Consider the following 22,416-nt stretch of genomic DNA (forward strand, 5'->3'; position numbering starts at 1 on the left):
TCACCCCTTAACGGCGCCCTGCATGATGCCCGCCACGATCTGGCGGCCGAGCAGGACGAAGACGATGAGAACGGGAACGGTCGCCAGCGTCGTCCCCGCGAGCACCAGCGAGTAGTCGATGTAGTAGCCCGACTGCAGGCGCTCCAGGGCCAGCTGGACGGTGGGGTTGTCGGCGTTGAGCACGACCAGCGGCCACAGGAAGTCGTTCCACGACGTCATGAACGTGAACATGCCGAGGAACGCCGCCGCGGGCCGAACCGCGGGCAGGCAGACGTGCCAGAACGTGCGCAGCATCGAGCAGCCGTCCACCCGGGCGGCCTCGATCAGTTCGTACGGCACCGCCTCCACGGTGTACTGGCGCATCCAGAAGACGCCGATGGCGGTCACCAGGTTCGGCACGATCACCGCCTGCAGCTCGCCGGTCCAGCCGAACTCCGACATCGCCATGTAGAGCGGGATGATGCCCAGCTGGGTCGGCACCGCCAGCGTCGCCACGACGAACAGGAACAGCCCGTTGCGGCCGCGGAAGCGCAGCTTGGCGAAGGCGAACCCGGCGAGCGTGGAGAACAGCACCGTCGTGAACGTGACCGTGCCCGCCACGATCAGGCTGTTGCCCAGCGACTTCCAGAACGGCACCGAGTCGAACACCCGGGCGGCGTTGTCGAAGAAGTTCCCGCCCGGCAGCAGCGGCGGGATCTTGTCGGTGAGCATCGACGAGTCGCGCGAGGCGACCAGGAACTGCCAGTAGAACGGGAACACCGAGCCCGCGACGAAGGCCAGCAGCATCCCGTAGGTCCAGAACCCGGCCCGCCCGCCGGAGGACCGGTTCTCGTTGCGCGCGCTGCGCCGCAGCGCCTTGGTGGGCAGGGCGGTCGGGCGCGATCCGGTCATGGTCATCGTCCGGACCCCGTTCCGGCCAGCCTGCGGGTCAGCAGGAAGTTGATCAGCGCGATCACGATGATGATCACGAACAGCACCCAGGCGATCGCCGAGGCGTAGCCGAAGTCCTGCTGCTCGAAGGCCGACTGGTACATGTAGAGCGTCACCGTCTGGTACTGGTTGGTCGCGCCGCCGTTGTTCGAGCCGGGCATCTCGGAGAACAGCTTGGGCTCGGTGAAGATCTGCAGGCCGCCGATGGTCGAGGTGATGACCACGAAGATCAGCGTCGGGCGCAGCAGCGGGAGCGTGATGCTGACGAACCGGCGCAGCGAGGACGCGCCGTCGACGACCGCGGCCTCGTAGAGGTCGCGGGGGATGGCCTGCATCGCGGCGAGGACGATCAGCGCGTTGTAGCCGGTCCAGCGCCAGTTCACCATGACCGCGATGGCCACGTGGCTGGAGAACCGGTCGGCCTGCCAATCGATCCGATCGATGCCGAAGGTCTCCAGGATGGAGTTGACCAGGCCGAACTGCGGCCCGAACAGGTTGGCGAAGATGATGCCCAGCGCGACCAGCGAGGCCACGTACGGCAGCAGCACGCTGATGCGCCACGTCGTGGGCGCGCGCAGCCGGGTGTTGAGCAGGTAGGCGATCAGCACCGCGATGATGATCTGCGGGATGCTGGAGAGCAGGAAGATGCTGAGGGTGTTGACCAGCACCTTCCAGAACTGCTCGTCGACCATCAGGTCGACGTAGTTGTCCAGCCCGATGAACTCGGGGCTGTCCTCGATGAGCTCCCAGTCGAACAGCGAGACGTACCCGGTGTAGAGCAGCGGGAACAGGCCGACGATGCCGAAGACGATGAAGAACGGCGCGACGTACAGGTAGGGCGAGAGCTTGACGTCCCACCGCGCGAGCTTGTCGCGCATGCCCGGACGCGCCGGGGAGCCCGGCCCGCGCCGGGGGGCGCGGGCCGGGCTCTCCTGCAGATCGGTTGCCATGCGCTACTTCGCGATCTTCGTCGCGCCGTCGACCACCTGCGCCCACGCGTCGGCGGGCGAGGTGCCCTGCTCGACCGACTGCAGGGCCGGGCTGGTCACGTTCTCCTGGATGCGGCCGTCACCGGGGCCCTTGTACTGCGCCTGGCCGACCTTGGCCGCCTGCTTGGCGAACAGCTCGCCCGCCTTGACGCCGAAGTAGTCGTCGGTCTTCTCCAGCAGCTCCGGCGCGGTCTGCGCGGCCTTCTGGCTGGGGAAGTTGCCGGTCTTGCCGAACGCCTTGATCTGCTGCTCGGGCGCGGTCAGCCAGGCGGCGAGCTTCGCGGCCTCCTGCGGGTGCTTGCTCTGCGTCGGGACCGCGAGGAACGAGCCGCCCCAGTTGCCGCCGCCGCCGGGGAAGGCGTCGGTCACGGCCCACTTGCCCTTGTTCTCCGGACCGGCCTGGTTCTTGATCACGCCGAGCATCCAGGACGGGCAGGTCTTGGTGGCGAACGCGCCGGACTTGAAGCCGGAGTTCCACTCGTTGCTGAAGGCGACCAGGCCAGCGGACTGGCCGCGGCCGCTCGCGGCGGTCACCTTGTCCCAGTTGGCCTTGATGTCGGCGTTGGTCTCGATCACCAGCTGGTCGCTGGTGTCGAAGAAGCCGACCGGCAGCTGGTTGTGCATCGCGTTGAAGATCTGGGCGTTCGCGTCGTACCAGGCGGCGTCGCTCTTGGCGATGAACTGGTCGCCTGCGGCGAAGTAGGAGTCCCAGGTCTCGAACAGCGGCTTGACGCCCTCGGGGTCGCTGGGCAGGCCCGCCGCCTCGAACAGGTCCTTGCGGTAGCACATGGCCAGCGGGCCGATGTCGGTGCCGTAGCCGATGAGCTTGCCGTCCTTGGTGGTCGCCTGCTGCGACTTCCAGTCCAGCCAGCGGTCGGCGGTGACGTCCTTGGGGCCGATCTCGAGCAGGTTGTTGAACAGGCTGGCCTTGGCCATGACGTCGGAGAGGTGGCCCTCCTCGATCGCGACGACGTCCTCGAGGCCGGAGCCCGCGCCGAGCTTGGTGAACAGCTGCTGGTGGTACGGACCGCCCTGGCCGGTCTTGTTGTGCTTGATCTTGATGTTCGGGTTCAGCCGCTGGTACTCCTCCAGCAGGTCCTCGTAGCCGAACTCGGTGAAGGTGCCGATGGTCAGCTCGATGGGACCGCCGTCGGAGCCGTTTCCTCCGGTGTCGTCGCTGGAGCCGCAGGCGGCCAGCACGCCGCCTGAGAGCGTTACCGCGGCACTGAGGGCCAGTGCCCTCCGGAACAGTTGACGCACAGCTACCCCTATGGGTTGGCGCCGGTGGCCGTCTCTGGGTCACCAGTGCGGGTCTTCCTGGGAGCGCTCCCAGCTGGGTGGGAGCAGTGTGCTCGGGGTCACAAACGCATGTCAAGGAGGTGCAACGTAACGTTTCGGGCTCGGCGGCTGGGGTTACGTCGTTCAAAGCGGGTGCTACCGGCGGAAACGTGGTGTTTCGGCAGTCTTTCGGGTAGTCGTGCCGCTTCGGTGTGTGACAGTCGCGGCTATGCGCTGGGGAGTCGGGGGTTTACAGGCCGGTTTTGTCGTGGTTACCCTGTGCTGGGAGCGCTCCCAGAAGGTGAGCGCTCCCCGCGAACGAGCCCGTCCGAGGCGGTGTCGTCCCGCCCCGCCTCGGACGGGCAGCCCAACCCCGCGCCCCGACCGGCGGTCCCCCGGTCGGCCGGTGGGCGGCGGTAGTCGCTCCTGCCGCCGCCCACCGGATCAGGTCCGTTCGGTGCAGTCCTTCCGTTGTGCGGCAAGGAAGGCTGCTCTCATCGAGTGAAGATCGGCTCCGCGCTGAGACGTGCCCGCCGCCACCGCGATGTTCCGGCGTGAGTCGGGGACAACGCGACGGAGGGGGAGCGGGATGCGGGAGTCGACCCTGGCCTTGTTGGCCTGTCCGGCCTGTCACGGCGGGTTGGAAGCGGCGGACGGCCTGGTGTGCAAGGAATGCGACGTGGTCTACCCGGTGGAGGACGGGGTGGTCCGGTTCGCCGCCGATGAGGCGCGGGACAGCCACGCGGCCGCCAGCTTCGGCTTCGAGTGGCAGACCTTCCACGACGGCGGGTTCGAGTCCGACACGGTGTTCGGCCGCACGATCGAGGAGGACCTGGCGCAGTTCGACACCGTCTTCGACGTGCGGGACTCGTTGGCGGGCAAGGTGATCGTCGACGCGGGCTGCGGCAGCGGCAAGCTCACCGCGGCGATCGCCCGGCGGCACCCGGAGGCCACGGTCATCGCCGTCGACCTCAACCCGGCGATCGCGGAGGTGCGCAAGGCCGCGGCGGACCTGCCGAACCTGCACGTGGTGCAGGCGAGCGTGTTCGCCCTGCCGTTCCCGGAGGGGAGCGTGGACCTGTTGTGGTGCAACGGCGTCATCCACCACACCGGTGACACGCGCGGGGCGTTCGCGTCACTGGCGAAGGCCGTGCGGCCGGGCGGGGAGCTGTTCGTGTGGGTGTACCAGCGGAAGCTCAGCCCACTCGTGCTCGTCCGCGACCTGCTGCGCCCGTTCGGCCTGCACTCGTGGCGCCACTCGACCGTCTACCGCCTGTCCCGACTCCTGTCCCTGCCGACACTGGCCGCGGTCCGCGTCCTCAACGCCGTCGCCGCCCTCCCGGGCGTCCGCGCCCTCGTGGCCCGCTCCACCCACGGCCGCATCCTCACCCGCCGCCGCCACTACGCCGAACTGGCCCTCACCTGGTTCGACGTCCTCTCCCCGAGACACCGCGACACCTACACGTCCGCGGAGATCAAGTCCTGGTTCACCGCAAGCGGCTACGACGTCCTCCGCGAGTACTGGTGGCCCGTCGGCATCACCGGACGGCGGCGCTGACACCCCTCGTCGCCCTACAGCCGCGGTCGACTGGTGCCGAGGGTGGAAAGGGATCTGCCGCGTAGACTGCCGCTCACCGCACCAGGGGCCGCAAGGGGGAACGCCGGGCGATGACGCCGAACATCATGATCGCGCCCTGCTACGGGAACCCGAAGTCCAGGCGACGCTTCGACACCACGATGGCCCGGTCGGTGGACTTCGGCCACGACGGTCCCGGCGTCCACCTCGCCGATGCCGAGCGGTCCGCTCTCACCGCCCTCCATCCCGAAGGCAGGGCGGCCTTCTGGGGCGCCCGAGCGGTGCATCAGCGCATGATGGGGCGGTTGTCGAAGGGCGACGTCGTGTTGTTCACCGGCGACTCGAAGGTCAAGGCCATCGGCGAGGTCGGGTACGTGTTCAGCAACGTCCCGTTCGCGGACGCGCTGTGGCGGTACAGCGAGGGGGAGGACGCCTTCGTCTTCGTCTACAGCGTAGACGAAGTCCGCCACGTCGAACGCCCCGTCAAGGACCTGCTCACGCTTCCGGGCTTCAACGGGAAGGACCCGCTGACCGGCCAGCGGTTCATCCGCCCTGAGCAGGTGGAAGCCGTGGTCGAGGCCTTCGAGATCCGGTCGGCCGCCATCGAGCAACGGCTCGTCGAGGGGCTGGCGGAGCGGTTGGCCAGGAGCGAACTCGTGGCTGTCGAGCAGCACCGCACCGACGCCTTTCTGCGGAGCACGGCGGCCAAGGTCGACATCGCCTACCGCCTCGAAAGCGCGCTGGTGCACAAGTACAAGGAGCAGGTGGGAGCGACCGGGAGCTTTCGCACGGCCAGCGGACGGCGGGCCGACCTCTACCGCGAGGACGGCGACGAGGCGGAGGTCATCGAGGCGAAGAGCCTGACGACCAGGGAGAAGGTGCGGGAGGCTGTCGCCCAGCTGCTCGACTACGCGGCGCATTCCCCGAAACCGGTGACGAGGCTGACCGGTCTGTTTCCGGGCAGGCCTGCTGATGACAGCATCGCCTACATGGCTCGGCTGGGAATCGATTGCGTCTACCTCTCGGGTGAGGAGTTCGTCCGCGTCGAGGCGCACCCCGAGCGGCGCGGCTACATGCTTCCCGTGTGGCGAGGGGAGTGACCGTGGCCAGGGCTGTGGTGTTGAGCGGGTTCGGGAGTCCGTTGGAGATCAGGGACGTCCCCGTGCCGTCCGCGCCTGAGGGTGGGTTGGTCGTGGCACCTGCGTACGCGGGCATCTGTGGGACGGACCTGCATCTGCGGGAGGGTCGGCTGGCGGTGCCGCTGCCCTTGGTGCTCGGGCACGAGGGGCTAGGCACCGTCCACGAGTCGCGGATGGAGGGGTTCGCGGAGGGGGACGTCGTGATGTGGGCGTCCTCGCGGGCCTGCGGGCGGTGTGAGGCGTGCACGCGGTTCCGGGAGCCGACGCTGTGCGAGAACCGGCGGACCTACGGCGTCAACCGGCCCGGGGCGTGGGCGGACCGCATCCGGCTTGAGCCCGGCACCACCGTCATCCGGATGCCCGACGGTGTTGATCCGGTGGCCGCCATGTCGTTGGCCTGTGCGGGGCCGACGATGGTGCACGCGCTCAGCGAGCGGCGGTCCGTGCGGGTCGGGGAGAGTGTGATCGTGCAGGGGGCCGGGCCCGTCGGGCTGGCGGCGGCGGCGCTGGCGCAGCTGGGCGGGGCGCGGGTGACCATCGTCGGCGGTCCGCCCGAGCGGCTGGCGCTGGCCAGGGAGCTGGGCATCGGCGACGACTGGGCCGACATCGGCGCGGACGTGCCCGAGGCGGACCTGGTGATCGAGTGCGCTGGCGTGCCCGCCGCGGTCGGGCAGGGGCTGCGGATGGCGCGCCGGGGCGGGGCCTACCTCGTCGTCGGGCAGTACACCGACGCCGGGGACACCCTCATCAACCCGCACCAGATCGTGCACCGGCAGCTGTCGGTGTTCGGGTCGTGGGCGTTCAGCGGGGCGCACCTGGTCGAGTACGTCCGGCTGCTGCCCGCGCTGACCGCCCGCTCCGACCTCGCGCGCCTGGTCACCGCCTATCCGCTCGATGACCACCAGCGCGCGCTTGACGACGTGGCGGCCGGACGGGTCCTCAAGGCCGTCTTGACGCCCTGAGCCCGAGCCGCCGCAGCTCCCAGTCGGCGAGGGTGGCGACGGTGCCGGGGTCGGTCCAGTCGGTCGTCCGCAGCCGGGCGAGCCGGGGCAGCGGCTGGTTGACCAGGGCGCGGGCGGCCAGCAGCTCCAGCCCGGCCCGGCCCTGGGCGCGCAGCCGGGCCGCGGCCGTGGCGTCCCTGGCGAACCGGACGCGCCTGGGCAGCCAGGTCAGCGCCAGCGCCAGCGCGGGGACGGCGATCAGGGCGAACGGCAGCCAGAACCCGAGCGCGTCCACCGCGGCCGTCTGCGTGCGGCCCGCCTCGGCGAGGTCGGCGCCCGCGCGGGTGCCCCGGCCGAGCGCGCCCGCCAGGTCGTCCCCGACGAGCGGGACGCCCCGGGCGCTGTCGGCGGCGGAGGTGAACGCCCCGCCGATGGCGTCGCCCGCCGCGGCGAGGTCCTCGCCGGGGCCGCGCAGCAGCAGGACGGCGTCGCGCACCGCCGTGGCCACCCAGACCGCCAGCAGCAGGAACGCGAGGGCCGCGAGGTCCGCGGCGACCTGGCGCGCGGCGCGCCATGCGGTCTCGGCGTAGAGCCTCATGTCCGGGTGGATACCCCCGCGGCGAATCGATCAACCGCGGATCCGGTAAATGGCAACGGGTTGACGGCGTCGGCGGGCTCCACTTGCCTGGAGTCAGCCCACGCCGGAGGTCCGATGCTCAGGAAACTGGCCTGCGCCCTCGCGGCGCTCGCGCTCATCGCCCCGCCGGTGAGCGCGGAACCGGCCCAGGCCGTCACCCACGAGTACATCGGGTCTATCACGCTGATCACGGGGGACCACGTCACCGTGCGGCGGGTCGGGGACCGGCTGGTCCCCGCGGTCACCCCGGCGCCCGGCCGCGAGTCGGTGCACTTCGCCACCCTCGGGACCGGCGACGAGTTGCACGTCGTCCCGGCCGACGCCTGGCAGCGCGTCAACGCGGGCACGCTCGACCGCAGGCTCTTCGACGTCGCCGCGCTCCTCCGCGACGGCTACGGCGACGAGCGCCGCGCCGACCTCCCGCTGATCGTCGGGTCCACATTGGAGCCCCAGACGCGGGCGAAGCACGGGATGGCCGCGGCTTGGGCCGCGCAGGACGCCCCGGTCTGGCTCGACGGGCTGCGCCACCCCACGCTCGACCACACCGCCGTCCAGATCGGCGCGCCGTCGGCGTGGAAGTCCGGCTACACCGGCAAGGGCGTCACCGTGGCCGTCCTGGACACCGGGGTCGACGCCACCCACCCCGACCTGCGCGGCCGCGTCGCCGAAATCCGCAGCTTCACCGATGAGTCCACCCGCGACACCGACGGCCACGGCACGCACGTCGCGGCGACCATCGCAGGCCGCAACGAGCGCTATCGCGGCATCGCCCCCGACGCCCGGCTGCTCGTGGGCAAGGTCTGCCAGGCCAACGGCTGTCCGGAGTCGGCCATCATCAAGGGCATGCGCTGGGCGGCCGAGCGCGGCGCGAAGGTCGTCAACCTCAGCCTCGGCGGCCCGGACGCGGCGGGCAGCGACCCGCTCGAACAGGCCGTCGACCGGCTCAGCGCCCAGCACGGCACGCTGTTCGTCGTCGCGGCGGGCAATGACGGGAGCTACGGCGCGGAGACCGTCGGCTCCCCGGCCTCCGCCGACGCCGCGCTGGCCGTCGGCGCGGTGGACCGGGCCGACGCGCGGGCGAGCTTCTCCGCCCGCGGCCCGCGCGTGCGCGACGCGGCGATCAAGCCGGAGATCCTTGCGCCGGGCGTGGACGTGGTGGCGGCGCGGTCCCGGCACTCGTTCGGCACCGGCGCGCACACCGCGCTCAGCGGCACGTCGATGGCCACCCCGCACGTCGCCGGGGCGGCGGCGATCCTGGCGCAGCGGCACCCGGGATGGACCGGGCGGCAGCTCAAGGCCGCGCTGATGGGCAGCGCGCACCCGATCGACGAGAGCGTCTACGACCAGGGCGCGGGCCGGGTGGACGTCGACCGCGCGCTCGGCGTCGCGGTCACCGCGGACCCGCCCGCGCTGTCCTTCGGCCGGTCGACGTCCGACGACCCCGTGACCCGCACCCTGACCTACCGCAACCCGACCGACGCGGCCGTTCCGCTGACCCTGGGCGTCACCGGGCCGTTCACGCTGTCGGCGTCCGCGATCACCGTGCCCGCGCGCGGCGAGGCGTCGGTGGAGGTCACGGCGGGCGCGGGCGACGGGCAGCTCAGCGGGTTCGTCACCGCGGCGGGCGTGACGACGCCGCTGGCGATCGACCGCGAGCCGGAGAGCTACGACCTCACCATCCGCACCGTCGACACCACCGGGGCGCTGACCGACGCCAACTTCAGCTTCCTGTTCGGCGGCGCGGACTCGCGGTACCGGCCGATCCCGACGATCGACGGGGTGGGCACGGTGCGCGTCCCGCGCGGCACGTACCACGTCGACGGGGTCGTCGCGACGCCGCGGCCGGACGGGGCGGCGGACTCGCACAAGGTGGTGCACCCGGTCGTCGAGGTCACCCGGGACACGACGCTGGTCATCGACGCGCGGGCCGCGCGGCCGATCTCGGTGGACTTCGACGCGCGCGGGGTGACGCCGAAGGCGGTCGGCGTGGGGTACAGCCGCAGCACGGACACGCGCGCGGTGCTGACCGGGGTGCTGGGGGACACGTTCGAGCGCATCCATCTCGGCCAGGTCGGGCCGCCGGTGGACGACATCATCAGCAACATCGGCGGCGCGTGGACGGCGCCGGGCAACCGCGCGTACCACCTGGCGTGGTTCGAGTACGGCCCGATCCCCACCGGGTTCAGCCGGTCGGTGCGGGACGCGGAGCTGGCCCGGGTGGACGCGACGTACCGGCGTCAGGCGCCCCGGCACCGCGGCATGAAGATGTGGATCGCCCGCGAACCCCGGTTCGACGCGGCGGTCGGCTTCGGCGTCCCGTTCGACCTGCCGGTGGCGCGCACGGAGTACCACAACGTGGACGACCTGACGTGGTCCGCGGAGTTCCACCACCTCCGCGGTCAGGCTACCGACCAGGTCGTGGTGGGCGGCCCGGTCCGGCACGGCGTCGGCGTCCACCGCGAGGACTGGAACACCGCCGTCTTCGGCCCGTCGTTGGCGGGCGGCGACTGGGCGGCCCGGTTCGATGACACGATCGGCCTGGCGATCCCGCTGTTCGGGGACTCGGCGAACGACCGGTACGGGTTGTCCGCAGTGGATTACGGCCGCACGGTGCTGTTCCGCGAGGGCGTGAAGGTGGGGGAGACGCGGCAGCCGGGTCAGGGCCAGTTCGAGGTCCCGGAGGAGGCGCGCCGGTACCGGCTGGAGACGACGGCCACGCGGAAGTCGGTGTACGCGCCCATGGTGACGGCGGCGTGGTCGTTCACCTCCCAGCGCCCGGAGACCGACCCGAAACCCCTCGGGAAGGGCGGCAACGGCCTGCCCATCACCGCCATCCGCTTCGCCCCGCGCGATCTCGACCTCCGCAACCGGGCCGCTGCGGCGACCATCGACGTCACCCTCCAACCCAACACCGGCTCCGACCCCAGCCCGTTCACAACCCTGTCGATCGAGGCGTCCTTCGACGACGGCCTCACCTGGCACCCACTCCCCGTGACCCGAACCGGCCCGCTGTCGGCGACGACGGTCGTCCCCGACCTCACGGGTGAGTACGTGTCACTCCGGGCTCGGGCGGTGGACGAGCGGGGGAGCGAGGCGGAGCTGACGGTGCTGCGGGCGTACGGGATCTGACGTCAGGGCTGGAAGGTCCAGAGCGCTGTGAGGTCCGGCAGGCGGTCCGCGCGCGAGGCGTGGGGTTCTCCGGTCGTCACCGCATCTCCTGGTCTACGACGAAGGTGACATCGTCGGAGATCAGGCGGAGGGTCAGTGGTCCGAGGTCCAGTCCGAAGCGGGCCTGCCGCTGCTCGGATGCGGATGGCTCGTCGAGTGGCCAGTCCGCGGACCGCGGGCCCTCCAGGTGCCCGCCGATGACTTGCCCTGCGCGGACCGTCGTCGGCCCACCTCGGCGCGGTTAGATCATGGTCGGGATCCACGGGTGGCGCTCGGCGACGACCACTCCGCGCACGATGGCTTCCTTGTACGCGACCGCCAGGCGGCCCGTCAGGATGCGTTCCCGTGGGGTGTCGTCGCGGTCGACGAACTGGATCAGGGCGTCGGTGCGGCCCAGGCTGATGCACTGGTTGAAGTACCGGAACCGCAGGGCGCCGGGCTCGCGGCCTGCACGCCGGGCGAGGATGGCGCGGGCCGCGTGCTGGGCGGACGGCAGGCCCGTCGCGCACGCCATCCGCAGTTCCTGGCCGCCGGGCATGCGGGCGGCGGCCGCGTCGCCCACGCCGTAGACGTCCGGGTGGGATACCGACCGGAGCGTCTCGTCGACGACCATGCGGCCCGCCGCGTCCACCTCGATCCCCGCATCGCGGGCCAGGTCCGGCACGCGGAAGCCTGCCGTCCAGGCCACGGCGTCGGCCGTCACGTGGTCGCCGGAGGCCAGTTCCACCCCGTCGGCGCGCACCCGCTCCACCGCGACACCCTCGCGCACCTCCACGCCCAGGCGTGCGAAGACCGCGGCCACGTGCGCCCGGCCCTTCTCCGACAGCCCCGCGCCCAGCCGGTCCGTCAGCAGGACGACCTTGAGGTCCGGCCGCGCCAGCTCGGCCGCTGTCTCGATGCCGGTCAGGCCGCCGCCGACCACCGCGACCGTGCCGCCGCCCGCCAGCCGGTCCCGCAGCCGCGCCGCGTCGGCAGGCACGCCCACGTCGTAGGCGTGCTCGGCCGCGCCCGGCGTCGACAGGTCGCCGCTGCTGCCGAGGGCGTAGACGAGCGTGTCGTACCCCACCTCGCGCCCGTCGGCCAGCCCGACCGTGCGCGCGGCCGGGTCCAGCGCGACCACGCGCCCGACCTCCAACCCGACACCGCGCAGCAGCTTCGCCAGCGGGCGCCGGACCAGCTCCTGCCCGGCGGCCAGCTGGTGCAGCCGGACCCGCTCGACGAAGGTGTCCCGCTCGTTGACCAGCCGGACGTCCGCCTTGCGCCCCAGGGCGTTCGCCACCATCAGGCCCGCGTAGCCCGCGCCGAGAACCACGATCATCGTCTTCCCCTTCCGTCTCGTGAAGAGGACTACGCGACCCCGCTGAACGTGACAGTGACGCCGAACACGACGCCCTAGGCCCCGACCGGCGGCGGCTCCGACTCCACGAGGTTGCCCGGCAGCCGCAGGCCGTGGTGCAGGGGCACCAGCTCCGACTGCAGGACCATCGCCGCAGCGCCGATGGCCGACGCGGTCGCCGCCGACGCCGACAGCCGCACCCGCACCGGGTGGTTGGCCCGGGAGAAGAAGGCGCGGTCCAGCTCCTCCTGCACGATCGGCAGGTAGATCGCGCCCGCGATGGCGAAGCTCGGCCCGGTCAGCACCACGGCCTCCAGGTCCATGACGTTCGCCAGCGTGCGGGTCGCCACCGCCAGGTACCGGGCAGAGCGCTCCAGCAGCTCCAGCGCCGCGGGCTCGCCCTTGCGCGCGGCCCGGCTGACGGCGGCGAAGTCGGCGGACACCGAGCGCCTGCGCCCGAGCCCGGCGGCGCGCGCCAGCGCCTTGTCCGCCCGCGCGGCCGCGACCACGGCCGACGGCCCGGCCAGCGCCTCGAGGCAGCCCCGCGCCCCGCACCAGCACTCCGGGCCGAACGGGTCGAGGCAGATGTGCCCGACCTCGCCCGCGTTGCCGCTGGCCCCGCGGTAGGTGATGCCGTTGACCAGCAGACCCGCGCCGATGCCGGTGCCCATGTAGAGCGCGGCCACGGTCGCGGCGTTGTCCACCCCGCCCGACCAGTGCTCGCCCAGCGCGGCCGCGGTGGCGTCGTTGTCCAGCAGGACGGGCAGCCCGGTGGCCTGGCCCAGGACGGTGTCGAGCGGGAAGTCGCTCCACTGCCGCATCGTCGGCGGCGGCAGCGCCATCCCGGCCGACGCGCTCAGCGGCCCCGGCGAGACCAGGCCGAGGCCGAGGACGCGCTCGCGGTCGATGCCCACGCTGCCGACCAGCGCCGCCGCCTCCGCCGCCATCCGCTCGACCACGTCGGCGGGCTTGGCCGCGCCCGCCCCCGGCCGGGAGATGCGCCCGACGACCGCGCCGCCCAGGTTCGTCAGCACGTAGGTGATGCCCGCGTGGTCGAGGTGGACGCCGATCGCGTAGCGGGCCGAGTGGTCCAGCTCCAGCAGGACGCGCCGCTTGCCGCCGGTGGACTCCGCGCGGCCGGTCTCCACGACCAGGCCGTCCTCGATGAGCCCGCGGACGACGGTGGAGATGGTGGCGCCGGTGAGGCCGGTCGCGTTGATCAGGCCGACCCGGCTGATGGTCCCCGCCGCGCGGATGACGTCCAGCACCGCGGCCTTGCTGCTCGCGTGCGACGTCGTTCGAGCAGGTCCGCTCATCTGCACTCCCGCTTACTTCCTTCGCCTGGCTAAGTCTAACAGCGATCTTCGTCCGGGCGACCGGTAGCTCTTGACTTCGTTTCTTCGTTGACTTAACAATGCCACCCTGAGGTGACCGGCGGCACAGCAGGGTCCGCCACCACGGAAGGACTGTCGTGATGCAGTTGAAGTCCAGGCGCCGCAGAGGGCGCATCGTCGTGGCCGGGCTCGCCGTCGCCCTCGCGGCCGCCGGGTGCGGGTCGTCGGCAGGCGGGGCGCCGAGCACCGCCGACGCGACGCTGGTCGTCTACACCGGACAGGCGGGCGACTACCAGATCAACTTCAACCCGTTCTCGCCCACCACCATCGACGGCCCGGGGACGATCTTCGAGCCGCTGTTCTTCTTCACCATGGCCCGCACCGGCGAGCCCGTCCCGCGCCTGGGCACCGCCTACTCCTGGAACGACGACGGCACCGTCCTCACCGTCACCCTGCGGGACAACGCCACCTGGACCGACGGCACGCGGTTCACCGCCAAGGACGTCGTGTTCACCCTCGACATGGTCAAGAAGAACAGCACCATCAACGGCACCGGCTACGACGGCACCGCCAAGGCCGTCGACGAGCACACCGTCGAGATCGCCTTCGACGAGCCCGCCTACTCGCAGGGCCCGCAGGTGCTCGGCCGCATCTGGATGGTCCCCGAGCACGTGTGGTCGACGATCGCCGACCCGGCCAACGACGTCATCGTCGAGCCCATGGGCACCGGCCCGTTCATGCTGGAGGAGTTCAAGGGCCAGGCGTTCACGCTCAAGGCCAACCCGACCTACTGGGACGGCGAGCCCGCGGTGAAGCGCGTCCGCTACGTCGCGCTCTCGGGCAACCAGGCGGGCGCGGACGCGCTGGCCGCGGGCACGATCGACTGGCAGACCGGCCCGGTGCCCGACATCAAGAACGTCGAGCGGAACTACCCCGGCTACAAGGCGATCTCCGTGCCGCTGATGCAGATCGCGCTGTTCACCTGCTCCAACGCCGACCTCGGCTGCACCGGTCACCAGACCGATCCCGCCGTGCGGAAGGCGATCTACTACGGCATGAACCGCACCCAGCTCAACGCGCTGGCCTTCGAGGACACCGCGAGCCCGATCTCGCCCGGATTCGCCCTCGTCGACCGCGACGCCCAGTACCTCTCCGACGGCCTGGCCGACAAGATCGCCCCGATGGAGCCGGACGTGGCCAAGGCGACCGCGCTGCTGGAGGGCGCGGGCTTCGCCAAGGGCGGCGACGGCGTCTACGCCAAGAACGGCAAGCCGCTGGCGTTCAACGTGCTCGTCCCCGCGGGCTGGACCGACTACATCACCGCGCTGGACACGATGGGCCAGCAGTTGCAGGCCATCGGCGTCAAGCTGACCACGCAGCAGGTGTCCTGGAACGAGTGGTCGGCCGCGCGCGGCACCGGCAAGTACGAGATGCTAATCGACTCGCTCTACCAGGGGCCCGCCGCCGATCCGTACTACATGTACAGCTACTTCTTCTCCACGGCGACCACCGCCAAGGTCGGCGAGACCGCGAACCCGGGCTACGGCCGGGTGTCCGACCCGGTCATCGACGGCGCGCTGGCCGAGCTGGAGAAGCTGGACCTGGCCGACGTCGAGGGCCGCAGGCCGCACTTCGCCGCCATCCAGGAGCGGGTCGCCGACCTCATGCCCTACATCCCGGTCCTGACCGGGGGCACCACGAGCGAGTACAACGCCGCCAAGTTCACCGGCTGGCCGACCGAGGACGACCTCTACGCCTTCCCGGCGGTCTGGCAGCGCCCTGACCACTCGCAGATCTTCAAGTCGCTGCGGCCAGCGGGATCGCCGTGACGTACTTCGTCCGCAAGGGACTGTTCTACCTGGTCGCGCTCTGGGCAGCGGTGACGCTGAACTTCTTCATCCCCCGGCTCATGCCCGGCACCCCGGTCGACAGCCTGATGGCCAAGCTCGCCCAGCGCGGCGGCCAGGTCAACCCGGAGACGCGCCGGGCGTTCGAGCTGCTCCTCGGCGCCGACACCGACGAGCCGCTCCTGGCCCAGTACTGGAGCTACCTGGGCAACACCCTGCGCGGGGAGTTCGGCGTGTCGGTGAGCAGCTACCCGACGCCGGTCGCCGAGGTCATCTCCGCGTCGCTGCCCTGGACCGTCGTGCTGGTCGGCATCGCCACCCTGCTGTCCTTCCTGCTCGGCGTCACGCTCGGCATGGTGGTCGGCTGGCGGCGCGGCACCTGGCTGGACTCGCTGATCCCGGCGACCACCGTGCTGGCCGCGGTGCCGTACTTCTGGCTGGCGCTGATCCTGTCCGCGGTGTTCGCGGGCACGCTGGGCTGGTTCCCGCTCAACGGCGGCTACGACGTGGTGCTCGACCCCGGCTGGAGCCCGGAGTTCATCGGCTCGGCGGTCTACCACGGCATCCTGCCCGCGCTGACGATCGTGATCTCCTCCGTCGGCGGCTGGCTGCTGGGCATGCGCAACATGATGGTGTCCACCGGCTCGGAGGACTACGTGCTGACCGCGCAGGCGAAGGGCCTGCGCGGCAGCCGGGTCATGCTCCGCTACGCCGCGCGCAACGCCGTGCTGCCGTCGGTGGCGGGCTTCGCCATCTCGCTGGGCTTCGTGGTCTCCGGCTCGATCATCACCGAGCAGGTGTTCTCCTACCCCGGCATCGGGTCGAAGCTGCTGCAGGCCGTGCAGAACAACGACTACGCGCTGATGCAGGGCATCTTCCTGATCATCACGGTCGCGGTGCTCGGCGCCAACCTCGTCGTGGACCTGCTCTACGGCCTCATCGACCCGCGCACGCGGTCGTAGGAAGGAGACCACGGTGACGAACCTGCTGCCCCGCTGGTCCGCCCGGCTCGGGGTCGGCCTCGGGCTGGTCGGCCTGATCACCCTGTTCGGCCTGCTCGGCCCGCTGCTCGTCGGCGACCCGAACGCGATCCGCGACATCGGCCTCACCCCGCCCGGCGGCGGGCACCTCCTCGGCACCACCCAGACCGGCCAGGACGTCTTCGCCCAGCTCGCCTACGCCACGCGCGGGTCGCTCGAGATCGGCGTGCTGGTCGGGGTGATGGCCACGCTGCTGTCGGCGGTCTTCGGCGTCATCGGCGCCTATGTCGGCGGGATCACCGACGAGGCGTTCTCGCTGCTGTCGAACGTCATGCTGGTCATCCCGGGCCTGCCGCTGGTCATCGTGATCGCGGGCTTCGTGCCGCCGGAGTCGCGCGGCACGTGGACGATCGCGCTGGTGCTGGCGCTGACCGGGTGGGCGGCGTCGGCGCGGGTGCTGCGGGCACAGACGCTGTCGCTGCGCAGCCGCGACTACGTGGCGGCGGCGAAGGTCGCGGGGGAGCGGCCGTGGCGGATCGTCGCGGTCGAGATCGCGCCGAACCTGCTGCCGCTGCTGGCATCGCAGTTCGTGTTCGCGGTCATCCTGGCGATCCTCAACGAGGCGGGCCTGGCGTTCCTCGGCCTGGGCACGTCCAACTCCTCCACGCTGGGCACGATGCTCTACTACGCGCAGAACGGGTTCGCCCTGCAGCGCGACGCGTGGTGGTGGTTCGTGCCGCCCGGCCTGCTGATCGCGCTGCTCGGCTGCGGCCTCGCGCTGATCAACTTCAGCATCGACGAGATCATCGACCCGAAGCTGCGGAACCGGGCCCGCCGCCGCGACACGGTGGCCGCGCCCGCGCCGCCGGTCGACGACCGGGACCCCGACCGCGTGCTCACCGTGCGCGACCTGGAGGTCGTCTACCGGGTGGAGCCGCCGGTGCACGCGGTCAAGGGCGTGTCGCTCACCCTGCGCCGGGGCGAGATCCTGGGGCTGGCGGGCGAATCCGGCTGCGGGAAGACGACCCTGGCGTACGCGATCAACCGGCTGCACCGCCCGCCCGCCGAGGTCACCGCCGGGTCGGTCGTCTTCCACGACCGCGACGGCACGGACATCGACGTGCTGGCCCTGGGTCCGGGGGAGCTGCGCGCGTTCCGCTGGGACAAGCTGTCCATGGTCTTCCAGGGCGCGATGAACTCGCTCAACCCCGTCACGACCGTCCGGGCGCAGCTCGACGACGTGCTGACCACGCACCGCCCGGGGATGTCGGCCGCCGAGCGCCGCGAGCGCTGCCAGGAGGTGCTGCGGCTGGTCGGGGTGGACCCGGCCCGGCTCGGGTCCTACGCCCACGAGCTGTCCGGCGGCATGCGCCAGCGGGTGATGATCGCCGCCGCGCTGCTGCTCGAGCCGCAGGTCATGATCATGGACGAGCCGACGACGGCGCTGGACGTCGTGGTGCAGCGCGGCATCCTGCGGGAGCTCCTGCGCTTCCGCGACGAACTCGGCTTCGCCGTCGTGTTCATCACCCACGACCTGCCGCTGCTGCTCGAACTCGCCGACCGCATCGCGGTCATGAAGGACGGCGAGGTCGTCGAGTACGACACCGCCGAGCGCGTCCACCGCGACCCCCGGCACCCCTACACCCGCACGCTGCTGGCGTCCTTCCCCAGCCTGACCGGCGACCGCCGCGACTACGCCCGGGAGGGTGCGCGATGACCAGCACCATCGAGGTCCGCGACCTGGTCAAGGACTACACGATCCGCTCCGGGCTGAGCCGGGCGAGGCTGCGCGCGGTGGACGACGTCACGTTCACCCTGACCCCGGGCCGCACGCTCGCCCTGGTCGGCGAGTCCGGGTCGGGCAAGTCCACCATCGCCAGGATGATCGCCCGGCTGGAGCGGCCGTCGTCGGGCAGCATCACGCTCACCGGAGCGGACGGCGAGCGCGTGCCCGACCGGCGGTACCGCAATCACGTCCAGATGGTGTTCCAGGACCCGTTCGCCTCGCTCAACCCGTTCCACACCATCGAGCACCACCTGGCCCGCCCGCTGCGGCTGCACGGCCGCGCCTCGGACATCCGCGCGGAGGTGGCGCGGCTGCTGGAGCGGGTGAACCTGCCCGCGGCCGAGATCGCCCACCGCAGGCCGCACGAGCTCTCCGGCGGTCAGCGCCAGCGGGTGGCCATCGCCCGCGCGCTGGCGCCCGGGGCGCGGGTGGTGGTCGCCGACGAGCCGGTGTCCATGTTGGACGTGTCCATCCGGCTCGGCGTGCTGACCCTGCTCAACCGGCTGCAGCGGGAGGAGGGCCTGGCGATCCTCTACATCACCCACGACCTGGCCACGGCCCGGCACTTCTCCGACGACATCATGGTCCTCTACCGGGGCAGGGTCGTGGAGCGCGGACCGGCGGACGAGGTGATCCTGCGGCCCAAACACCCGTACACGCGGCTGTTGGCCGCCGCCGCGCCCGATCCGGACGCGCGCGGCCGGTCGCTGGAGTCGGGACTGGACGTCGCGGGCAACCCGCCGGTCCGCGTCGACGACCCCGGCTGCACGTTCCGCGACCGCTGTCCCATGGCGACGCGGGTGTGCGCGCAGCCGGTGGACGACCACCGGGTCGCCGATGACCACTACGCCAAGTGCTGGATGTACGTGGACGGGACATGATCACGCTGGTGTGGCCGGGACCGGGGCTGTGGCTGTGGTTCGACATCGGACCGGAGCGGCCGGTGCGCCTGCTCGCCGTCCGGGCTGACGACCGCGTACCACCGCCGGGGGCGGGGATGCCGCTGGCGACGGGCGAACGGCTGCGGTACCGCGCCCACGACCTGTCGGGCGCGCGGCTGCGGATCATCCAGGTCGACCCGGCCACGGCGGTCATCAGCGTATTCGAGACCCGGCCGCAGGGGCGCTCGGTCCGCATGTGGACCGAGGTGGCCCCCGCCGAGACGTTCGCCGCCGCTCCCATCCGGGACGGCGGCGGACCGGATGTGGTGCACGGCCGACCGCGGCGGATCCGCTCCCCGCTGCGCGCGGCCGTGCACCACCATCCGTTCAGCCGATAACGCGCTCAGGCGGCAGGGGGCAGCATCGGGAAGAGGACCGCGGCGAACTCCTTCGCCTCCGCGCACAGCGTGTAGGGCTCCTCGGCGTCGTTCACCACGGTGATCCGCACGACCTCGTGAACGCCGGGCGACTCCTCACGGTGCTTGCCGTACAGGTGGCACTGACTCGGTTCGACGGAGGTGTCGGTGACGGTGTCCCGCCCCGCCACGGTGGCCACCCCGCCGTCCTGGCCGAAGTCCTGCTCCACGCCGAACTCGACGTAGAGCGTCTCCCCGGTGCGGGGCAGGGCCCAGCGGCACGGGTCATCGGCTTCGGGAACGTGCCGGGCGCTCTGGAACCTGGCCGACTTCTCGACGGCCGCCGCGCCCAGCGCGCACGCGTCCGCGTCGCGGAGCGTCCCGGCGCCCGCGTCGACGCTTCCGGGCCGCTTGCCCGCCAGGAGGTAGCCCACCACGTGCTCGGTCATCGCCTTCATGGGCTCGCACATGCTGACCGCGAACGAACCGATCATGACCTCGGCCTCGACGGCGATCCGCACCCCGTCATCGAAGACGACGTGCTGGACGCACTCGGTCTTGGTGCTCTTGACCGTCGCCACGGTGAGACCGTGCCCGGCGTCCCGGTCGCCGGACGTGGCCGAGCCTGGCTTCTGCCCGGCGCCCACGCGCACCTCGAACGAGTTCTCGTAGTCCTCGCTGAGCACGAAGAGGCCGCACGCGTCGAAGTCGCGCCGGGCGTAGTTCTCGCTGCCGTACTTGCCGACCGGTTCGGTGGAGATCATCGCGCACCACTTGGTCCGGAGTGGATCACCCACGATCTCGGCGCCGGGCAGGACCGCGGGCACGGTCGTCGGCGCCGCCTTGGTCGTGGTGGAGCTGGCAGGTGGCTGAGCGCTGTCCGCCGCCTCCGGCGATCCGCACCCGGCCAGCGCGGCGACGAGCGCGAACATCACAAAACGACCACGACGCATGATTCCCCCATTCAGGATGTGCGGCGGCATAGTCGCACACCGGGGTCACACCTCCGTAGCGCGTATCAGCACCAATCGCTCGGGGTACAGCACCGGAGCCTGCAGCACACCGGCCGTCAAGGCGCGGCCGCGCAGGGTCACCCCCGTCGGGGTCCACCAGGGCAGCGGGACGCCCCAGTCGGTGGCGTTGCCGTCGGCGATGTCGCCCGGGGGCAGCGGGCGGACGTGGTAGGTCGCCTCGGGGTCCAGGCCGGGTAACCGGACCGGGCCCGGGGGATACAGCTCGGACGTCCCCGTCGCCACGATCGCGAACACCGCGTCGGAGCCGTCCGCCGCCACCACGCCGTGCACGGGGCCGGAGTGGACGGAGACGCCGGAGTGCAGCAGGCCGCGGAGTTCCTTGTAGAGCGCCACCCACTCCGCCAACCGTGCGCGGTCCACATCGGACACCGCTGTCAGGTCCCACTCGATGCCGAAGTGGCCGAACAGCGCCGTGCCGGCCGCGGAAGTCGAGCACGTGCCGCCGCCGGGTCGTGTGCGCGACGTCCGCGCCGACGTGGGTGCCCATCAGCTCCCACGGGATCAGCAGGTTCGTCCACCGCTGGATGGCCTGCCGCTCCAGGGCGTCGATGCAGTCCGACACCCACACCCGGTCCGTGCGGGCCAGGATGCCCAGGTCGACCCGGCCGCCGCCGGAGGAGCACGACTCGATCTCCACCGACGGATGGCGGGCGCGCAGTTCGTCCAGCAGCCGGTACGCCGCCAACGTCTGCCCGTGCACGCCCGCGCGCCCGGTGGGGCGATGACCTGCCTCCACCAAGTCCCGGTTGTGGTCCCATTTCAGGTAGGAGATGGCGTGCTCGGACAGCAGCGCGTCCAGCCTGTCCAGGATGTGCGCGTAGGCGGTGGGGTTGGCCAGGTCCAGCACCTGCTGCGCGCGGGCGGGCCGGGGCAGCCGCTGGCCCGCCGCCATGATCCAGTCCGGGTGCGCCCTGGCCAGGTCGGAGTCCTCGCTGATCATCTCCGGCTCGACCCAGAGGCCGAACTGCATGCCCAGGCCCGTCACGGGGTCGATGAGCGGTCCGAGCCCGTTCGGCCACGCCTGCTCCGACACGTGCCAGTCGCCGAGGGCGCGGCGGTCGTCGCGGCGCGCGCCGAACCAGCCGTCGTCGAGCACGAACCGCTCCGCGCCGACCTCGGCCGCGGCGTCGGCGAGGTCGGTCAGCCGGGCGAGGTCGTGGTCGAAGTACACCGCCTCCCAGGTGTTGACCACGACCGGCCGGGGCGTGCGCGGATGGGTCGGCCGTGCCCGCAGGTAGTCGTGGAAGCGGGCCGAGACGGCGTCCAGCCCGACGCCGTGGGCCCAGTACTGCCACGGCGTCGCGTACGACTCGCCCGGCGCCAGGACCACCTCGCCGGAGCCCAGCAGCTCACCCGAGCCGAGCAGGGACACCGAGTGGAAGGTGCGCTCGGCGATCGTGCGGAGGTTGCCCGACCAGGCCGTGTGCAGCGCCCACACCTCCCCGGACCGGTCGTCGAACCCGGCCGTCCCCGCCACCGTCAGATACGCCGCGTCGTATCCCGTGCGCCCGGTGCGGTTCTCCCGCACGCGCAGGCCCTGGGTGAACGGCGTCCGCACTGGCGCGCGCTCGCGCAGGTGGTGGCCGGTGAAGTCCAGCAGTTCGGTGGCCGTCTGCGGCACCGGCAGGACGAGCGTCACGCCGTCCACCTCGAACGGCGTGTCCCCGAGGTTGGTCAGCACCGCCCGCTGCTTCAGCAGGCCCTGCGGCGTCAGCCCGATCGTCAGCACCAGCCCGAGCCCGGCGTCGACCGCCTCGACGGTCAGCGTGTCGCCGTCCAGCGCGGCGGACGCGACGCGGAACGCTGTCGAGAAGTCCCGGCCGCCGCGGTTGCCGACCAGGCCGGGCGTGCCCAGCCAGCCCGCCGACTGCTCCGGCAGCACGGCGACCTCCACCGGGCCGTCGACCGAGAAGCCGATCGGCTGCGGCGCCGCGGCCAGCCGCAGGTCGGCGAGTTCGGCGGCCGTCAACGGCCCGAGGTCGGCCCCCCAGTGCAGGACCCGGGGCAGCGTGCCGCCCGCCAGGTCGAGCACGACGCCGACGCCCGCGGCGCGCAGCGACACGATGTCCGCCATGGTCTGGACCCCTCGTTGACTTACTTAAGTTGCTGGCGTAAGAATCGAGCCGAGCCTACTCCACCGGCGC

General features: G+C 71.8%; 17 protein-coding genes and 1 pseudogene. 9 read left to right on the forward strand and 9 right to left on the reverse strand.

Translation table 11 applies throughout. From position 1 onward, the window contains the following. From Actkin_RS09270 to Actkin_RS09280, 3 genes are all read right to left on the reverse strand, one after another. A complete protein-coding gene (locus Actkin_RS09270) occupies positions 1-786 on the reverse strand; it encodes a carbohydrate ABC transporter permease (protein WP_229787491.1) in 786 nt (261 codons plus the stop codon). 107 nt (positions 787-893) lie between these two features. Beyond that, positions 894-1,808, reverse strand: coding sequence for a carbohydrate ABC transporter permease (locus tag Actkin_RS09275; protein WP_229787489.1), 915 nt, complete (start codon positions 1,806-1,808; stop codon positions 894-896). A gap of 75 nt (positions 1,809-1,883) precedes the next feature. Further along, entirely contained in the window at positions 1,884-3,179 is a 1,296-nt protein-coding gene (locus tag Actkin_RS09280) for an ABC transporter substrate-binding protein (protein WP_396122951.1), read from the reverse strand. A gap of 607 nt (positions 3,180-3,786) precedes the next feature. Here Actkin_RS09280 and Actkin_RS09285 point away from each other — a divergent pair. The 3 genes from Actkin_RS09285 to Actkin_RS09295 all read left to right on the forward strand — a co-directional run bounded on the left by Actkin_RS09285 (position 3,787) and on the right by Actkin_RS09295 (position 6,874). Further along, positions 3,787-4,755: a methyltransferase domain-containing protein gene (locus Actkin_RS09285; RefSeq protein WP_258906710.1), complete on the forward strand. Its 969-nt coding sequence runs from the start codon at positions 3,787-3,789 to the stop codon at positions 4,753-4,755. Between the two features lie 191 nt (positions 4,756-4,946). Then, a complete protein-coding gene (locus tag Actkin_RS09290) occupies positions 4,947-5,873 on the forward strand; it encodes a hypothetical protein (protein WP_258906711.1) in 927 nt (308 codons plus the stop codon). 92 nt (positions 5,874-5,965) lie between these two features. Next, on the forward strand, positions 5,966-6,874 hold the full coding sequence (locus tag Actkin_RS09295; protein ID WP_258906712.1) for an alcohol dehydrogenase catalytic domain-containing protein: 909 nt from the start codon (positions 5,966-5,968) through the stop codon (positions 6,872-6,874). Here Actkin_RS09295 and Actkin_RS09300 read toward each other — a convergent pair. Beyond that, a complete protein-coding gene (locus tag Actkin_RS09300) occupies positions 6,852-7,451 on the reverse strand; it encodes a hypothetical protein (RefSeq protein WP_189213090.1) in 600 nt (199 codons plus the stop codon). The genes Actkin_RS09295 and Actkin_RS09300 overlap by 23 nt on opposite strands. 114 nt (positions 7,452-7,565) lie before the next feature. Here Actkin_RS09300 and Actkin_RS09305 point away from each other — a divergent pair, with 114 nt between their 5' ends. Beyond that, positions 7,566-10,619 (forward strand): S8 family peptidase, encoded by a 3,054-nt coding sequence (locus tag Actkin_RS09305; RefSeq protein WP_258906713.1) that lies wholly within the window; start codon positions 7,566-7,568, stop codon positions 10,617-10,619. A 280-nt stretch (positions 10,620-10,899) separates the two neighbouring features. Here the strand turns inward: Actkin_RS09305 and Actkin_RS09310 are convergent, their stop codons facing one another. Both Actkin_RS09310 and Actkin_RS09315 read right to left on the reverse strand, forming a co-directional pair. Next, complete coding sequence (locus Actkin_RS09310; RefSeq protein ID WP_258906714.1) at positions 10,900-11,976, reverse strand: NAD(P)/FAD-dependent oxidoreductase; 1,077 nt, start codon at positions 11,974-11,976, stop codon at positions 10,900-10,902. 74 nt (positions 11,977-12,050) lie between these two features. Continuing rightward, positions 12,051-13,310, reverse strand: coding sequence for an ROK family transcriptional regulator (locus tag Actkin_RS09315; protein WP_258906715.1), 1,260 nt, complete (start codon positions 13,308-13,310; stop codon positions 12,051-12,053). 158 nt (positions 13,311-13,468) lie between these two features. Here Actkin_RS09315 and Actkin_RS09320 point away from each other — a divergent pair, with 158 nt between their 5' ends. From Actkin_RS09320 to Actkin_RS09340, 5 genes are read left to right on the forward strand one after another with little or no spacing between them, the layout of a single operon-like run. After that, positions 13,469-15,157, forward strand: coding sequence for an ABC transporter substrate-binding protein (locus Actkin_RS09320; RefSeq protein ID WP_258906716.1), 1,689 nt, complete (start codon positions 13,469-13,471; stop codon positions 15,155-15,157). After that, complete coding sequence (locus tag Actkin_RS09325; RefSeq protein ID WP_258906717.1) at positions 15,154-16,137, forward strand: ABC transporter permease; 984 nt, start codon at positions 15,154-15,156, stop codon at positions 16,135-16,137. The genes Actkin_RS09320 and Actkin_RS09325 overlap by 4 nt, the downstream gene beginning before the upstream one ends. A 13-nt stretch (positions 16,138-16,150) precedes the next feature. Continuing rightward, entirely contained in the window at positions 16,151-17,872 is a 1,722-nt protein-coding gene (locus tag Actkin_RS09330) for a dipeptide/oligopeptide/nickel ABC transporter permease/ATP-binding protein (RefSeq protein ID WP_258906718.1), read from the forward strand. Then, on the forward strand, positions 17,869-18,822 hold the full coding sequence (locus tag Actkin_RS09335; RefSeq protein WP_258906719.1) for an ABC transporter ATP-binding protein: 954 nt from the start codon (positions 17,869-17,871) through the stop codon (positions 18,820-18,822). Before Actkin_RS09330 ends, Actkin_RS09335 begins: the two co-directional genes overlap by 4 nt. Next, complete coding sequence (locus Actkin_RS09340) at positions 18,819-19,220, forward strand: hypothetical protein (RefSeq protein WP_258906721.1); 402 nt, start codon at positions 18,819-18,821, stop codon at positions 19,218-19,220. The genes Actkin_RS09335 and Actkin_RS09340 overlap by 4 nt, the downstream gene beginning before the upstream one ends. 5 nt (positions 19,221-19,225) lie before the next feature. Here Actkin_RS09340 and Actkin_RS09345 read toward each other — a convergent pair whose 3' ends face one another. The 3 genes and pseudogenes from Actkin_RS09345 to Actkin_RS09355 form a co-directional block, all read right to left on the reverse strand. Next, positions 19,226-20,002: a hypothetical protein gene (locus Actkin_RS09345; RefSeq protein WP_258906723.1), complete on the reverse strand. Its 777-nt coding sequence runs from the start codon at positions 20,000-20,002 to the stop codon at positions 19,226-19,228. A gap of 234 nt (positions 20,003-20,236) precedes the next feature. Then, entirely contained in the window at positions 20,237-20,641 is a 405-nt protein-coding gene (locus Actkin_RS09350; protein ID WP_309569141.1) for a GH36 C-terminal domain-containing protein, read from the reverse strand. Between the two features lie 106 nt (positions 20,642-20,747). Beyond that, a pseudogene (locus Actkin_RS09355) lies at positions 20,748-22,346 on the reverse strand (alpha-galactosidase); the annotation flags it as partial. Positions 22,347-22,416: the final 70 nt, after the last annotated feature.

Source organism: Actinokineospora sp. UTMC 2448 (genome assembly GCF_024760565.1).
Classification (GTDB): Bacteria; Actinomycetota; Actinomycetes; order Mycobacteriales; family Pseudonocardiaceae; genus Actinokineospora; species Actinokineospora fastidiosa.

Coding starts and splice junctions, on each gene's coding strand:
- Actkin_RS09270 (WP_229787491.1), bottom strand. CDS start 786: ATGCTGCTGGCCTTCGTCGCGGGCTCGGTGTTCCCGTTCTACTGGCAG.
- Actkin_RS09275 (WP_229787489.1), bottom strand. CDS start 1,808: ATGCGCGACAAGCTCGCGCGGTGGGACGTCAAGCTCTCGCCCTACCTG.
- Actkin_RS09285 (WP_258906710.1), top strand. CDS start 3,787: ATGCGGGAGTCGACCCTGGCCTTGTTGGCCTGTCCGGCCTGTCACGGC.
- Actkin_RS09300 (WP_189213090.1), bottom strand. CDS start 7,451: ATGAGGCTCTACGCCGAGACCGCATGGCGCGCCGCGCGCCAGGTCGCC.
- Actkin_RS09305 (WP_258906713.1), top strand. CDS start 7,566: ATGCTCAGGAAACTGGCCTGCGCCCTCGCGGCGCTCGCGCTCATCGCC.
- Actkin_RS09310 (WP_258906714.1), bottom strand. CDS start 11,976: ATGATCGTGGTTCTCGGCGCGGGCTACGCGGGCCTGATGGTGGCGAAC.
- Actkin_RS09315 (WP_258906715.1), bottom strand. CDS start 13,310: ATGAGCGGACCTGCTCGAACGACGTCGCACGCGAGCAGCAAGGCCGCG.
- Actkin_RS09320 (WP_258906716.1), top strand. CDS start 13,469: ATGCAGTTGAAGTCCAGGCGCCGCAGAGGGCGCATCGTCGTGGCCGGG.
- Actkin_RS09335 (WP_258906719.1), top strand. CDS start 17,869: ATGACCAGCACCATCGAGGTCCGCGACCTGGTCAAGGACTACACGATC.
- Actkin_RS09340 (WP_258906721.1), top strand. CDS start 18,819: ATGATCACGCTGGTGTGGCCGGGACCGGGGCTGTGGCTGTGGTTCGAC.
- Actkin_RS09345 (WP_258906723.1), bottom strand. CDS start 20,002: ATGATCTCCACCGAACCGGTCGGCAAGTACGGCAGCGAGAACTACGCC.